Annotated in this window: 10 protein-coding genes and 1 tRNA gene; 3 read left to right on the top strand and 8 right to left on the bottom strand. The window is 49.2% G+C overall.

Annotation, left to right across the window (positions count from 1 at the left end; all coding sequences use genetic code 11):
- The first annotated feature begins 216 nt into the window (after positions 1–216).
- Together Enr17x_RS15270 and Enr17x_RS15275 are read left to right on the top strand one after the other, a co-directional pair.
- Positions 217–723 (top strand): MarR family winged helix-turn-helix transcriptional regulator, encoded by a 507-nt coding sequence (locus Enr17x_RS15270; RefSeq protein WP_145310147.1) that lies wholly within the window; start codon positions 217–219, stop codon positions 721–723.
- 14 nt (positions 724–737) lie between these two features.
- On the top strand, positions 738–1,223 hold the full coding sequence (locus tag Enr17x_RS15275) for a VOC family protein (protein ID WP_145310149.1): 486 nt from the start codon (positions 738–740) through the stop codon (positions 1,221–1,223).
- A gap of 46 nt (positions 1,224–1,269) precedes the next feature.
- On the opposite strand, the gene Enr17x_RS15280 is transcribed toward Enr17x_RS15275, so the two are convergent.
- The 5 genes from Enr17x_RS15280 to Enr17x_RS15300 all read right to left on the bottom strand — a co-directional run bounded on the left by Enr17x_RS15280 (position 1,270) and on the right by Enr17x_RS15300 (position 5,586).
- Positions 1,270–2,190 carry a hypothetical protein gene (locus Enr17x_RS15280; protein ID WP_145310151.1) on the bottom strand — a complete coding sequence of 307 codons (921 nt, stop codon included), beginning with the start codon at positions 2,188–2,190 and terminating at the stop codon, positions 1,270–1,272.
- Positions 2,191–2,374: 184 nt separating this feature from the next.
- Entirely contained in the window at positions 2,375–3,298 is a 924-nt protein-coding gene (locus Enr17x_RS15285; protein WP_145310153.1) for a hypothetical protein, read from the bottom strand.
- A gap of 207 nt (positions 3,299–3,505) precedes the next feature.
- Complete coding sequence (locus Enr17x_RS15290; RefSeq protein ID WP_145310155.1) at positions 3,506–4,306, bottom strand: polysaccharide lyase; 801 nt, start codon at positions 4,304–4,306, stop codon at positions 3,506–3,508.
- A gap of 91 nt (positions 4,307–4,397) precedes the next feature.
- A complete protein-coding gene (locus Enr17x_RS15295) occupies positions 4,398–5,126 on the bottom strand; it encodes a hypothetical protein (RefSeq protein WP_145310156.1) in 729 nt (242 codons plus the stop codon).
- Between the two features lie 375 nt (positions 5,127–5,501).
- A tRNA-Ser gene (locus Enr17x_RS15300) sits at positions 5,502–5,586 on the bottom strand.
- Positions 5,587–5,900: 314 nt separating this feature from the next.
- Here Enr17x_RS15300 and Enr17x_RS15305 point away from each other — a divergent pair.
- Positions 5,901–6,554, top strand: coding sequence for an ATP:cob(I)alamin adenosyltransferase (locus Enr17x_RS15305; protein ID WP_145310158.1), 654 nt, complete (start codon positions 5,901–5,903; stop codon positions 6,552–6,554).
- Positions 6,555–6,571: 17 nt separating this feature from the next.
- Here the strand turns inward: Enr17x_RS15305 and metH are convergent, their stop codons facing one another.
- The 3 genes from metH to Enr17x_RS15320 form a co-directional block, all read right to left on the bottom strand.
- Positions 6,572–10,282 carry a methionine synthase gene (gene metH, locus Enr17x_RS15310; protein WP_145310160.1) on the bottom strand — a complete coding sequence of 1,237 codons (3,711 nt, stop codon included), beginning with the start codon at positions 10,280–10,282 and terminating at the stop codon, positions 6,572–6,574.
- A 224-nt stretch (positions 10,283–10,506) separates the two neighbouring features.
- Positions 10,507–14,058: a hypothetical protein gene (locus Enr17x_RS15315; protein ID WP_145310162.1), complete on the bottom strand. Its 3,552-nt coding sequence runs from the start codon at positions 14,056–14,058 to the stop codon at positions 10,507–10,509.
- 349 nt (positions 14,059–14,407) lie between these two features.
- A complete protein-coding gene (locus Enr17x_RS15320; protein WP_145310164.1) occupies positions 14,408–15,772 on the bottom strand; it encodes a DUF1501 domain-containing protein in 1,365 nt (454 codons plus the stop codon).
- Between the last annotated feature and the right edge of the window lie 54 nt (positions 15,773–15,826).

The following is a 15,826-nucleotide window of genomic DNA, read 5'->3' on the forward strand; positions in this document are numbered from 1 at the left end:
GAATGACTAATTAGCCAAAGGGCGTCAGGCCAGGTTCCTCTCATTTGCAAAGAAGCTTTCGAAATCAGAAACACCACCAGGCCGCCGTTTTATCAGTGCCTTTTATCTCATAACCTGAATGTATTATATCTTTATATGAAGATTCTTGACATCGCGGTAGTAGCGGAATATGATCTCACTACCAAATAGAAAGCCACAGAAACAGGACCAGACTTCATGGACAAGGACTTCATCGACCATTTAATCAGTCAATGGAAATCCGAACGACCGGATCTCGACGCCACGCCGATGGCGGTCGTCGGTCGCATTTTGAGGCTGTCAACGCACCTGGATCGACGTGTTAATGAAGTCTTGAAACCGTTCGGCCTGGCACTATGGGGGTTCGATATTCTGGCAACACTCCGTCGCTCCGGCAGTCCCTACGCCATGACACCTACCGAACTAATGGATGCCGTGATGCTCTCATCAGGTGCCATGACAAACCGCATTGATCGTCTGGAGCAACTCGATTTCGTTGAACGCAAGCCCTCGCCCAGCGACCGCCGCTCTCTTCAAGTGAAGCTCACCAAACGGGGACGAAAAATCATCGACGATGCTATAGCGGCTCGCTTTGCGGAAGCAGACCAGGCCCAGACTAGCCTGAAAAAACAGGATCGCAAACAGCTCGCGGACCTGTTGCGAACTCTATTACATAATCTGGATCACAAAGACGAAACACCTTAAATAGGAGTTAAACTATGAAAACCAGTGGAAAACGTCTGGGAGAACTGGTACTGCGTTCTGAAAATGTGGAAGCACTGACCGACTTTTATTGCAATATCATTGGCCTGGAGCTCTATGCCCGTTTCGGTAGTGGCAACTTTCTGAAAATCGCGGACGATTTCGAAGGCCATCCCCAGCTTCTCGCCATCTTCGATCAATCGTGGGAATTCAGCGGCCCGAAAGACATTGATCGCGAGCATGCTCAGGCAAAAACCGGCCCCCTGCATCACTTTGCCTTTGCGATGGAACAGCACGAATTTGACCGCGAAAAAAAACGTCTAAAAGACCTGGGACAGAATCTGCAATTCACAGATCACAAACAATTCGGCTGGCACTCAATCTATCTTCACGACCCGGACGGGAACTCAGTGGAATTCGTCTGTTACGACAAGACAATTCTCGATGAAGCAGCGAATCAGAGTGTGCGACATCAACCCAATGGGCAGCCAGCAGAGATATGATTCTTTATGCTAAGAATTTTGCTGGAGATTCCAATGAACTGTCTCGTTATCGTGGTGGAACGCCTGCGATGAGGACCATCTTTTGGCCAGCCCAGGTCAGCTCTCGCCCACCTGCAGAGAGCGTTGCCCCGCTGCTTCGGCATGTGAGGTGTCGCTTGCCGCCCACAGTATAGAAATACCAGTTAAATGTCGTCCAATAGTCTGGCGTGTAACGCGGCGAATTGACGCGATTGTTGGTATAGAAGATAAAGTTTTTGTTATCGGTTGTCTTATAGACGGCCTGCTGTTGCACACGGCTAAACTGAAGCTTCCAGTACTTTCGATTCACCGGCTTCCCTTTTCCGGTAAGTACATTATCCGGTTTCTCCACAAACGCGACGCGACCAAATTGTGGATCGAGAAAATTCACAATCACCGAACGACCATGAAATTCATAGGTCCCAATTTTGCGATCGCCGTCCAGTACAAGATTGTTCGGCGTAAAGTCACACGTCAGCCTGATAAACTTGTTTGTACCAGGAAGAACAGCCGTAAACTCCCACAAATCGACAATCGAGTCCTTCAGTGCAATGGCTGGTTTCGTGCCAATCAATGATTGTCCTGCCGTTTTCGGCATCAGAACAGGAGTCACAAATTCACTCTTAAGTGTGACTCCATTCATTAACACACGCCCGTTAAGGTGCCAGCCACCGATCCAGTTCCCTTTATAAAAAGCCTCCCCTAGACGGGGCACCGCGCTGCCTTCTCTGCCGAAATCAACTTTATCACGAATTAAGGTCCAGGGAAGCCCCTTACTGGTCTTACCGTCCGACATCAAGATAAGTCGTCCATCATCCAGGTGCCCGCGATAGGTCGTAACAACTTCCCAAACCGCGATCTGATCAGCGGCCCCCGCGGTTGCAATTCCGTAGCCCAACAAAATCCCCAAGATGAGGATAAACTGTTTCGTCTTTGAAATGATTTCCATCTTTAGCTCGTACCTCAGTCAGTTTCGTAAGAGAAGTTGGAAATGGAACAGAGCATCCAATCAAGAAATTTGAGGAGCGACTTTCTATCTTTTGTACCTTGAATGTGTGCTTTGGAAATTTCGGGCTATGCGGATAACTAAACGACAATCACTTTTCGCATTCGTAATTCCAAATCCAGGTAATTCACCTGGGCGGGACACCAGCGATAAGGACGAGTTTTTCTTTACCCCAGGTAAGACCACGTCCACCAGCGGTCATTTTTGCCTCGCTACCTCGACACATAAGTCGCCGATTCCCTCCCTTAGTTTCGAAACACCAGTCAAATGTCGTCCATAAATCCGGTGTGTATCGCGGCGAATTGACACGATTATTGGTGTAGAGGATAAAGTCTTTATTATCGGTTGTCTTATAGACGGCCTGTCGTTGCACACGGATAAACTGAAGTTTCCAATACTTCCGATTCACCGGTTTCCCTTTTCCAGACAAGACATTGTCTGGCTTTTCTACAAACGCGACGCGACCGAATTGCGGATCGAGAAAATTCACAATCACCGAACGGCCATGAAATTCGTAGGTCCCAATCTGGCGATCGCCGTCCACCACAAGTTTGTTCGGCGTAAAGTCACAGGTCAGCCGGATAAACTTATTTGTTCCAGGAAGAACGGCAATAAACTCCCACAAATCGACAATCGAGTCCTTCAGTGCAATAGCAGGTTTCGTACCGACCATTGATTCTCCCGCAGTTTTCGGCGGCAGAACGGGAGTGACAATTTTGCTCTTGAGTGTGACCCCATTCATGAGCACACGGCCATGTAGAACCCAGCCACCGACCCAGTTCCCTTTGAAATAAGTACCTCCTGCACAAGGCGACGCGCTGCCTTCCCTGCCGAAATCGACTTTGTCACGGATCAAGGTCCAGGGAAGCCCCTTGCTGGTCTTACCATCCGACATCAGGATAAGCCGTCCATCACCGTCCAGATGCCTGCGGTAGGTCGTAACGACTTCCCAAACCGCGATCTGATCAGCGGCCCCCGCGGTTGCGATTCCAAAGACGAACAAAAAACCCAGGATAACGCCAAGTCGGTTTGTCTTCAAAATCTTTACCATCTTTAGTTTGTACCTCAGTCAGTCTATTGCAAGAACCAGCAGCATGGCCATACGACACCTATATGAACATAACATATCAGCAAATTCCTGGCAATACAACGACCGGCATTTAGACTTTTCAACTCTTGCCTACAAAGATGCCTTTGATAGAGCACAATTCAAATAGATGAAAAGCCACGATGAAATGCACTCAAAGAAAGTAACGAATCAGTCCGAACTTTTAACTTGTGTCGAAATGTCACTAAACAGTGTGAAACAGGGACGTCGAGGAGCCCATGACTTATTACTACCACCATAAAAGGTCTGAAAGAGGATACTGTCAACGGAGAACTCTCTCGTTTGACGCCACTTCATGCTCGAGCGACTAATCACATGTCGGAATTTGTGTGTTGAGACATCACCAATCCATACATCCAGAGATCCATCAGCGCGACCGGGTGTATTCATGCCGACTCTAAGCCGTACCAGAACGGACTGCCCCTGCTGAAATCGAAAGTCGGATGGAAAAGGAAAACGTTCCCCGTATTTTTCAGGTTGATGCATGTGATAAACATACGCTTCACCTCGACCATCCGCACGCCACATGAGTCTGGCGGAAAATCCATTCGTCCCATTTGCGCGATTACCACCAGTGACGGACTCTGGCCCACCGCACAACCCAGGCAACTTACCTCCCTTAACCCAGTCAAAGTTCTTGCTGAAGGTGACCTGATATGCCAATTCCACAGTGTCTGCTGGCTGTATCGGCGATCGCCAGCCTATGCCTCCCTTTTCAGGCCCAATCTCCCCCACCGCATAGTCGACCCGATACGCGGCCCCGTTTTTGGTTTTCACGACCGAAAGATGCCCCTCTCGGACGCCGTCCTCATATTGACAATCGGGCCAGTCACGTTTCCATTTTTTGACCGTATAGACACCAAAATCAGGACGGATGACGAGTTTCTGAATTTCTTGCGCAGACAAGCGTTGTGTAAACAGTAACACGAGTAATATTAAGGGAACGCGCATATCTGCTCTCTATGGATCATGTCTGAACTCGCCGGTCGACAATGAATGTTTTTCAATTCAGCACGGTATGTGACTGCAGAGCACTTGACTGTTAGCTGCTTTTATCCATTAAGTCTGTAGCTGCTTGTGCTATTCGATTAACCATTTCTTTGAATTCATTTGTGGATTTCAAATAACGCTCCGATTTTAGAAACTCACGTTTACTACTTTTCGGGATGCCTGTATCTTCGTATTCGTCATCCTTGTCTCCTTGCACGCGCCTCATCCAGTTTGAGTTAGCGCGCGAAATCCATGTTTCGTCGTTCAGCTTCCAAAGAGAATCCATCGCGGATTGCCAATCAACTTTATACTCGATGAGCTGGCCTTGAAAGACATCGTTTAGCTCGTCAAAAGAATCGCGGGCCAAATCGTAACTACCCAATTCATATCCATCGGTATGTGCCTTCCATCTGTTTTCTTCATCAGGCGTCATCATTTTTTGATCGGCCGCATAATTGTCGACTATGAAATCGATGTGGTTGCTGTAATATTTCATATTCGCCTGACGGAACTTTGTAATCGCCTGAAACTCCTTCGACTCACGCACTGGAGTCTTACTTGTGTTTCCGAGTGCCATTGAAACATAAGCCCAACACACCAACCCCACAACAGCGACCGCACCAGTGACAAATATGATTCGGTTAATGATCTTAAAGGCCTGTTCACGAGTCAGTTTAGGAAAAATATTTTTTCGAATGATATCGCGAAAGACGAACATCAGGACGGCAAGACTAATTCCGCCAACGCCACCGTACATCGCAAATGTCTTTAGGGTTTCCATGAGACTCCATGCCTGTTTAATTGCTGCATGCCCTTTTTCAGATTTTCAAACAAAGACTTGCAGGTGACCCATTTATTTTTGTAAACGACACTTTCATGAGAATTCAGATATATCTTTAACATGATCTATAATAGCTATCATGAACAGACACACCAAGTGGCGGCTCAGAATTTGTATTGTGCTTCGATTAAGATCAGTAGATCGCTATCAGATTTCGACTAAATGCATGGCCTAGTAAAGCTTTTAAGCATTCAAAGATTCGCGGAATCAACATTCTCTTAACGGCGGATTACAAGTGAGAACGATCTGAATCAAACGGTACAAAAGAAAAAGCCGTTGAATTGTCAGTGACAACACAACGGCTTTAATCAAAAACGGAGAGGGGGGGATTCGAACCCCCGGTACCTTGCGGCACGCCGGTTTTCAAGACCGGTGCATTCGGCCACTCTGCCACCTCTCCAGAAGCCCGAAATTCCTTTAAGGACTGGGCTTCGGACGAGAGTATATAGTCTCGTCTCAGGCTTGTAAAGTCTCATAATTACTTGGATTTGTACTTACTTCGGCCATTTTCTGCCTCAATTTCCCCTGAAAACTGACACGAAAGAAAGGTTTTCGAAAAAACAGACGCTGGAAACCCGTTCTGTCACTTACCTGCCCCAATTCATTTGCTAAAACTAGCTATCAGCGTCGATACAGTGAGTTCTGACGCTCAGGCTATCTACCTGATTCCACAAACACGAATTCAAGAATCATACTAAGGTGAGGAACCCCTTTATGTCGGAACGAGGAAAAGTCCATTTGAATATGATCGTCACCAAAACCGGCGATCAGGGGGAAACGTTTCTGAATGACGGCTCGCGGGTTCCGAAAACGTCCCCGCGGATCAAAGCACTTTCACAGATAGAACAAGTCGCCGTGAAGTTGGGATATTTTCTCGATGCATGTGACCTGGATGTGCTGCATCTGCCACTACCGGAAGGAATGACATGCCAGATCAACCTGACTCAACTCGCCAACTCATTTCAACAGGAAATGTACGATCTGGGCTCCGATATTAGTACCCCGATCACAGAGGAAGAAACCAACCCCCGCTTTCCAACAGAAAAAGTCGAAGAGCTGACAGCTCTGATTGCAGACCTCACCCCTGCCCTCGAACCACTGGATTCGTTTATCCTGCCACAGGGCAGTCTGCCTGTGGTGATTTCCCACGATATCAGAACCACTGTGCGTCAGGCTGAAATTCAAGTCTGGGAAATTGAAGAAGCCGTCAACCCGGCTGTTCCCCAATACCTCAATCGGCTCTCGGACTTCTGGTTTGTGTTAGGCCGGATCTTGCATTTTGATGATCAGCAGTCCGATGAAGCCGAAATCAAAAAATGGGAACCCAATCAGAAACACACCCGTGGGATCCAGTTCCAGAAATCCTGAGCATCAGCAAAGGACGATCAATTATCATCTAGCAATACCGGACGTAACCAGCGCGTGATCTCATCCATACTCATTCCCTTGCGTTCGGCCAATGAAGCCAGTTGGTCTTTATCAATTTTACCCGTATGGAAATACCGTGATTCCGGATAAGAGAAATACCAGCCGGAAACCGCAGCCGTCGGATACATGGCAAAATGCTCGGTCAACTCGACACCGATTTCACTCTCGGCATTCAACATCTCAAACAGAGTATCTTTCTCCGTATGGTCAGGGCACGCCGGATAACCGGGCGCTGGACGGATGCCGCTATACTCTTCCTTGATTAAGGCTTCATTGTCCATTTCTTCCTCGGGCACATAGCCCCAGTACTCTTTTCTGACCCGTTTATGCAGATGCTCGGCAAACGCTTCTGCCAGCCGATCGGCGAGTGCTTTGACCATGATGCTGTTATAGTCGTCGTGCTCCGCTTCGTAAGCTTTCGCAAGTTCTTCGGCACCGATCCCCGCAGTCACCACAAACCCGCCAATATAATCGATCTTTCCGCTCTCTTTGGGAGCAATAAAATCGGCTAGCGACATCAGCGGCTTCTCTTCCTGTCCCCGCTTGCGAATCTGCTGTCGAATGTGATGTAGTCGAGCGATTACCTTCGTTCGGCTCGTATCCTCATAAACTTCGATATCATCCCCATTCACACGATTCGCAGGCCAGAAGCCAATCACCGCCCGCGCCGTCAGCAGTTTTTCCTCGATGATTTTCTTGAGCATCGTTTGTGCATTGTCGTACAACTCACGAGCCGCTTCACCGATGATATCATCTTCCAGAATCTTGGGATATTTTCCGACCAGATCCCAGCTGATAAAGAAGGGAGTCCAGTCAATATAATCGACCAGCTTTTCCAGCGGATATTGATCGAGCACTTTCGTACCGGTAAAAGTGGGCGCGGGAGGCGTGTAACTCTCCCAGTCAATCTGCACCCCCTGCTTCACCGCGTCCTCGTAAGGCACGGGAGTTCCCTGTGGTTTGCGATTGGCAACACGTTCGCGTACGGTCACATACTCTTCTTTAATATTTGCGACATAAGCATCATGCTGTTCATCCGAAATCAACGCAGCCGCAACTCCCACGGCACGCGAGGCATCGGGCACATAAACCACCTGATTCCGCTTGTACTGCGGTTCAATTTTGACTGCCGTATGTGCCTTGGATGTCGTTGCCCCCCCGATCATTAACGGCAGATTCATCTCCAGACGTTCCATTTCACTGGCGACGGTGACCATCTCATCCAATGAAGGGGTAATCAATCCCGACAGACCAATCACATCACATTGCTTTTCAAGAGCCGTCTTTAAAATCGTCTCGCAGGGAACCATCACTCCCAGATCAATCACTTCAAAATTGTTACACTGCAAGACGACGCCGACAATATTTTTCCCGATATCGTGCACGTCCCCTTTTACGGTCGCCATCAGAATCCGGCCGTTGGGTTTGCTCGCTTCTGTCTTTTCTTCTTCGATATAGGGTTGCAGATACGCGACTGCCTGTTTCATGACTCGTGCTGATTTTACGACCTGAGGCAGGAACATTTTTCCCGCACCAAACAGGTCGCCGACGACATTCATCCCATCCATTAACGGGCCTTCGATCACATCCAGCGGTCGGTTCATTTCCTGCCGTGCCAGCTCGGCGTCTTCGACAATATAGGTCGAGATCCCCTTCACCAAAGCGTGCTCGATTCGCTTCGTCACCGGTAATTCCCGCCAAGACAAGTCTTCTGTCTTCCCTGCTCCTGCTTTCCCGTCGCCACGATACCGTTCGGCAATCTCCAGTAACGCCTCGGTTCCCTCCGGTGTCCGATTCAGAATGACATCTTCAACTTTGTCTTTCAATTCCGCAGGCAGATCATCATAGACGGCCAACTGGCTGGCATTCACAATCCCCATATTCATGCCGGCGCGAATCGCATGATACAGAAACACCGAATGAATGGCCTCGCGGACTGCATTATTCCCGCGAAACGAAAACGAGACGTTCGAGACACCTCCGGATACACTCACGTAAGGCAGGTTCTGTCGAATCCAGGCAGTCGCTTCAATAAAATCAACCGCATAGTTGTTATGCTCGTCGATACCCGTTGCCACAGCAAAGATGTTCGGATCGAAGATAATATCCTGCGGTGCAAAATCTAATTTCTCCACCAGCAGTCGATACGATCGCTCGCAGATTTCAGTCTTGCGCTGTTTGGTATCAGCCTGTCCGTCCTCATCAAAGGCCATCACTACGACAGCGGCGCCGTACAGTTGACACAGACGAGCCTTTTCTAAAAATTCAGCCTCGCCCTCTTTCAAGCTGATCGAGTTGACGATTGGCTTCCCTTGAATGCACTTGAGACCTGCTTCGATAACGTCCCATTTCGAAGAGTCTACCATTACGGGCACGCGGGCAATATCGGGTTCTGTCGCGACCAGATTCAGGAACGTCGTCATCGCGGCAATGGCATCCAACATGCCTTCATCCATATTGACGTCCATGATATCAGCGCCATTTTGCACCTGCTGTAAGGCCACTTCCAGTGCGGTATCATACTTATCTTCTTTTATCAGCCGCTTGAATCGGGCAGAACCGGTAACGTTACAACGTTCGCCCACATTGACAAACAGGCTGTCTTTCGTGATATTCAACGGCTCCAGCCCGGAGAGACGTAACGCCGGTTCGATCTCTGGCACTTTACGGGGGGAATGCTGTTCCATCGCCTGTGAAATGGCTTTGATATGTGCCGGTGTTGTACCGCAACAGCCGCCTAGAATATTCAGAAAGCCGCTACTGGCAAATTCATCGACAATCACCGCCATTTCAGCAGCACTTTGGTCGTATTCACCAAATTCATTTGGCAGGCCAGCATTCGGATGAGCCGATACATAGGTATCGGCCACGCGAGACATTTCTTTTACATACTGTCGCAGCTCCTCCGCGCCTAACGCACAATTCAATCCGATCGAAAAGGGTCTGGCGTGAGAGAGCGAATTCCAGAACGCCTCTGTCGTCTGTCCCGAAAGCGTTCGCCCCGAAGCATCCGTAATGGTTCCGGAAATCATGATCGGCAGTTCGATCTTTTCTCGCTGAAAATAGGTCCGCACGGCAAACACTGCCGCTTTGGCATTCAGTGTATCGAAGATCGTCTCAATCAGGATCAGATCAGAGCCCCCTTTGACCAGCCCGTCGATTGACTCCAGATAATTCTCAACCAGTTCATCATAGGTGACATTCCGCGCTCCCGGGTCATTTACATCCGGTGAAATCGAACAGGTGCGGCTTGTGGGCCCTAAAACCCCTGCCACCCAGCGCGGTTTGTCGGGAGTCTTCTGCGTGATTTCATCGGCGGCGGCACGTGCCAGTTGGGCAGAAGCCACGTTCAGTTCGTAAACCAGCGATTCCATTTCATAATCGCTTTGGGACAAACGTGTTCCGTTGAACGTGTTCGTCTCGATGATATCCGCCCCCGCTTCCAGGTACTCACGATGGATTTCCTGGATGATCTGGGGTTGAGTTAATGAGAGCAGGTCGTTGTTGCCGGCAATATCCATATGGTAGTCAGCAAAACGTTCTCCCCGGTAATCCGCTTCTTTGAGCTTATGGTTCTGAATCATCGTCCCCATCGCCCCGTCCAGAATCAGTATCCGTTCCTGAATGGCAGTGTAGAGAGCTTCAATTCGAGCGGAGCGATCAGACATACTTCTAAAACCTGTACTCTATTTTGAGAATCATCATTCCAGACTGATAAATGGCAGCACTGAAACATATGTGAATGGATTGAATTTACGCCGTGAAACATAATCAATGCAGACGTCCCCTGTCAGACAAAATAATGACACTCAGAGGTGTGACCGGGGCGCGCGGCATTAGTGATGCATTCTAGCAAATCAACGAAAAAGCGAAACAGCGTACGGCCTGCTTTTTAGGAGGCTGGCTGATTCAAATCCTTTGCCGGCTCGGCACCAATCATTCCTACCAGTGCTTGCAGGTAATCTGGTGAAGAAACATGCGCCAGTTGGTCCTCAATCCATTTTCGCCGCTCGGCAACCTTGAGTCGCTTCACTTCCCGATCATAACCAGGATGGACCGTAAACTGATCGAGATATTCCAAGTGGCGTTTGAGCAACGCAACTTCCCGTTCCTGCCGCGCAACCAGACGATCCTGATACCACTGGCTCTTCAGCAGCGACTCCGGTGTAAACAGAGATCGGACTTCGTCATCATGGATCGTATGTCCCTGCCAGTTCCCGTGTGCCATAATCGAAAGAATCGCCTGTAATGGGGGGCAGGCTTCTTCGTAAGAACCATCTGCAAAGTACTGTAGCGCCACGCGCTGCTGTGCCTCGGCGATATGCTGAATACCGTCGACAAACGATTCCAGATCCTGCTTTTCCGGCTGGAGAATGGTCTCGTCGAATACCGAGGCCGGATTATCAAACACACGACCAAAGAAACGATGCAGGAACTGGTACGTAATGCGGTAGCCGAGACGACTTGCCGGAATCTGTTTTCCGTTATGCTCGAAGTCCTTAAGTGGTTCCAGCAGGCCTTCCTCAATTAAATACTTCGGGTCGCGTTCCTGCGGTTGCATCCGGCACCAGATCTCTGGAATCAACAGACTGACATCATGGTCAACACGCACATTCGGTCCAATATGACCGGCGGCCGACGAAAAACCAGCATAGCCGGTGAGAATAAACCCGACCAGCGCGCTATTCAAGTCGGCAGCGGGACGCAGCGCATTGAAGGGGCCTTTGGTCAACGCCCCTTCACTGCCCGCCCCTGTTGTCGAAGGGCTTTTCCCGGTCAGCGAGCAAATGAAATCCATGAACAGCTCCGGCAGTTCCTGATAATGGATCGGGGAATATACGGCCAGACTGCGAATTCCTTTTTCCCGATCGGGGGGATTGTTACGTCGTCCCAGCATCACGGCATTCACAGGGTTGTGCACCGGTTCATCTGCAGGCACCGCACGAAACAGGCGTGTTGCCATTTTGGTGATGTAAGTATGAAATGGTTTGACCAGATCGGGGCGAATTTGAAGATAGCGAGGGTTTTTCGTCGGCTTACCATCAATCTGTCGCGGGTTCGCAGAACAGACTACGTAACTGCTGTTGGACTTTTCAGCGGCATGCAGCATCTCCTGCATCGGTGGACTAAAGGCATCAAAATCAACCACGTATTTGCTCATCTCACGCACTTGCTCAATCGAGAGTGGCTCAAAGTTAGAGATGAAATTACCAGGTCGGGATAGATCAGCTTCCGTCTGCTTGTCCAGACCTCGAACGATGGCATCATCAGGACGCTGGAATAAACGATACTCACTATTAATCACAAATTTACAACTGGGATTGTTCTCGCCTTCTGCCAGATAACTCAACATACGAGACGGTACTACAACCGAAGCACTGATGTCATCTTCGGTCTGGATTTTCATCGCAGCGATAAAGTCCTGCCGCACCTTGAATGTCCGCCAGCCCAGCAGGGAAAACAGACCGACCCGTAAATAGGTACCCACCAGTTTCCGCTCGCGGTATTTTAATTCATGCCCGTGTGTGCCGTTCACAATATCAACGCCAAAATGGCTGGCCCAGTCTTCTCCCCAACTGGTCCAATAAATACGTTTAATAATGAAGACCAACGCGCGAATGTGATCGGGAATCTTATTCAGCCACTCATTGAATTCCGGTGTATAAGCGGGAGAAGGAGTCAGCAATTTGATCACACTTCCCAGCGAACGATTCATGTCCAATACGCGCCGGCTTGGACGAAGTTTGGGATCTCCATCCGACAAAGGTTCCAGCCAGCGATCCGAGTAGTCTTTCTCGATAATTTCACGCACGTATTCCATATCTTCTTTGTAATTGGAAACGAACACGGGTCCATACAACATGTAATCCAGCAGCGACTTACTGATTTCGCTCTTACCACCACCGGAAACCGTACAAGGCTTGTGACAAAAGATTCCTTCGCCCGTGGTTCCCACAATTCGCCAGGAAGGGGCAGCCGGATGCTTTTCCATCCGCAGATGATAACCGGAAGGCGCCATATATACGCGGCCCGGCAGCAGCGGAATGGAATGCGTTTGTCCGCCCCTGGTCCAGCGAATACATTGCTCCGGCAGACTGGCGTAGGCATCCTCGGGAATGTAAATCAAATCAGGATAAACTCGGTCGATTCCGTATCCTTCCGGCTGACCGTCAATGTGGTCGCCATAGTCGCGCATCACATCGTCAAACGTACGACCATTGTATTTCACACTATTGACCTGGAAGCCTTCACCCAGGTTATAGCTCGGATAGGCAATCGCGCCGCCCGCATGCTCTTCTTCCGCATTACCATACAAATTGGCAGAGTAGCTGATTTGAGTCTTCACTTCTTTTTTGCAATAACCAAAATAGTTATCAGCAATGAGTGTGACGATCACGCCCTCATCAGTCCGGCAGGTCATTTTGAATGCCAGGCCATCGTTATAGAGTTCATCTTCCGCCTTCCAGCACATGCTGTCACGTTGCTGACGTTCGGTCGCATCATCCCAGTGTGGTAAGCCAAGTTCTTTTTTTGTAAACGTGGTTAAGTGTGGTGCCAGAATGACCGCGCCGGTATGCCCGGTCCAATGCATCACATCCAGACCGGCATCATTTTCGGGTACAAACGGATCACCGGCATTTCCAAAAATGGATTCGACAAAGTCCAGATTACTCACCAGGGTTCCAGGTGCGAAGAAACGAACTTCCATCCGCTTCTCCGGCGTGACACCTTTGACTTCAGGGCACACAATCGGCCGCAACATCAGGGAAGCCCAGCCGGATGCGGGCTCTTCCTGTTTCGATGTAAAAGGAAATAATTTCATTTCCTGAGGAGGCTGCATCGCATGCTGAAACATTTTCACAAAAACCGCACGTGGGACCGCTCGCTTATCTCCCGCAATCGGCAAGCCCCCTTCGGTAACGTGAAATGTGCCGACGGTCGTGCGTCGATCATGTTTCGGATTATGCAGTACGCCGTTTTTCACCCGATACGACTGCACCAGATCACTGACAAATACATCATCCTCGACGGGAAGGGAAAGTTCCCGCGCCAGTCCGAACCGGTCCAGTACCAGCGTTTTACCGGGTAATTTTAATTCCTGAGATCCGTCAATATCACTAAAATGGGATTGCAGAAATCCTTCAATCCGCTTGTCCGCAGGACAACGGTGATTCGCCAGTAAACGATTTTTTTGTCGATGATTTTCCAGCAACCCTTTCGCTATATCAGCGAAGGTGCGGTCTGCGTCTGTCAGAGCAGCCGGATAACCATTGGCGATTAACTGCAGATTCAGATACCGTAATATTTCATCACGATCTTCGTTACAGGTGGCGTTCCCATTCTCATCAAGTCCCAGTGCCTGACGATATTGCTCGTCTGACTTATCTGAACGGTCCTTGAGTGACCTGGGAGGAGAAAGCCTGGGTACTTCGCTATTTAACATAATTATTGTTCTTCTGGTAAATTCAGATCAGGAGTATCGAATGATCTAGTTGTGAGCGCACCGAGAGTGGTAATTCTGAGTGAAATCCTGGCGCGTGATGTTTGAGCTCAGCTTAGCCTGCAGTATATTCAATTTTGCAGGAAAATCAACGGTCCAAATCGACACGATTGTTCATCAGCGACTGCGGCCATCGTCTCACAAGCATTATGATAGTCATCACTTAAAGGTTTTCTTAAGTGAGAGGGATTTACCGCGTCTCTCCATGAGGTCTGCATCAAAACGCAATTCATCTGCACTTCAGAATACATTCTATTCTTTGAATCCAGATCGAACTGCGGCGGACGATAAATTAATATAATTCACGAATCGGATGTCGACCAGAGTCAACAAGATATCGAGGACGACCTGACAAATCCGTAATCTGAGCGGTTTCTGTGTTAATCCCCAGATTATGGAATAGCGTTGCAAAGATTTCCTGCACATGCACCGGACGATCGAGAGGTACTCCCCCGACTCGGTCTGTCTTTCCAACAGTTCGACCGCCTTGCATTCCGCCGCCCGCCATCAAAACCGACTGTGTTCCCGGCCAATGATCGCGGCCCCCTTTGGCATTGATACGCGGAGTCCGACCAAATTCCCCCCAGACAATCACCGTCGTCTGTTCCAGCAAACCTCGTTCTTCCAGATCCTGGATGAATACGGCCAGCGCCTGGTCAAATACGGGCAAATACTTTTTGGATAAATATTCGATCGAACCTTCTCGATTCGCATGCCAATCCCACGCGCCAAAGGCTACGGTCACACAACGTACGCCTGCTTCGACTAGCCTGCGCGCCATTAATAAATGTTGAGGACTTTGTGGGGCCCCTCCAAAACTCGGGTCCGTTTTTTGTAATTTGCCATAGCGATCCCGCACTGACTGAGGTTCTTTTTCCACATCCATGGCATCGGCAAACCGCCCCGATGTCAGCATTTGAAACGCCTGCTGTTGAAAATTATCGAGCCCCTCAACAACAAATGCCTGCTGATTCTGTTTAAATGATTTCAATAACGCTCTGCGCTCATTGAAACGCGCAAGATCAATTCCGTTTAAAACCAGATCCGATTTCACTTCGCCTTCGAGTGTAAAAGGGATATGGTTATATCCTGTAAAACCAGGCCACGATGGATTCCCCTGCAAGTGACTTCCATTATTGTTATAAGGCGCATAGCTCATCTTAGGGGCAGCATCGACATAGGGAATCATTCCCTGTTTGCCCGGACCAAGTAGTTCTGAAACAATCGAACCGAATGCAGGCCAGCCTCCAGCGGGTTCGCCATCTTCATTCCGCCCTCCCGGACGTCCGGTATAACACTGGAACGATTCATGTCGATTTTCCATGCCAACCAATGTACGAATGACAGAGAACTTGTCTGCGATCGCAGATAACCGCGGCAGCAATTCACAAAACTGAACTCCCGGAACGTTCGTCTGGGTTGGTGAGAAAGAACCGCGAATCTCGCTTGGAGAATCTGGCTTGGGGTCGAACGTCTCAAATTGTGTCGGCCCTCCGGGGAGATAGATCATCACCACGGATTGCTGACTGTTTTTCTGCGGCACTGCTGCCTGCAATGCAGTCCACCGCGGAAGAGAAATCCCTCCCGCAACACCAGCTGCGCACGCCTGCAGAAATTGACGACGTGTAACATCAAATGAGAATATCGCCTGACTCATAAGTCCACTCCTATATGTTTGCCTAAGGTACCAGACTACAGATCCTTTCTCAAC

The organism is Gimesia fumaroli (genome assembly GCF_007754425.1).
GTDB lineage: Bacteria > Planctomycetota > Planctomycetia > Planctomycetales > Planctomycetaceae > Gimesia > Gimesia fumaroli.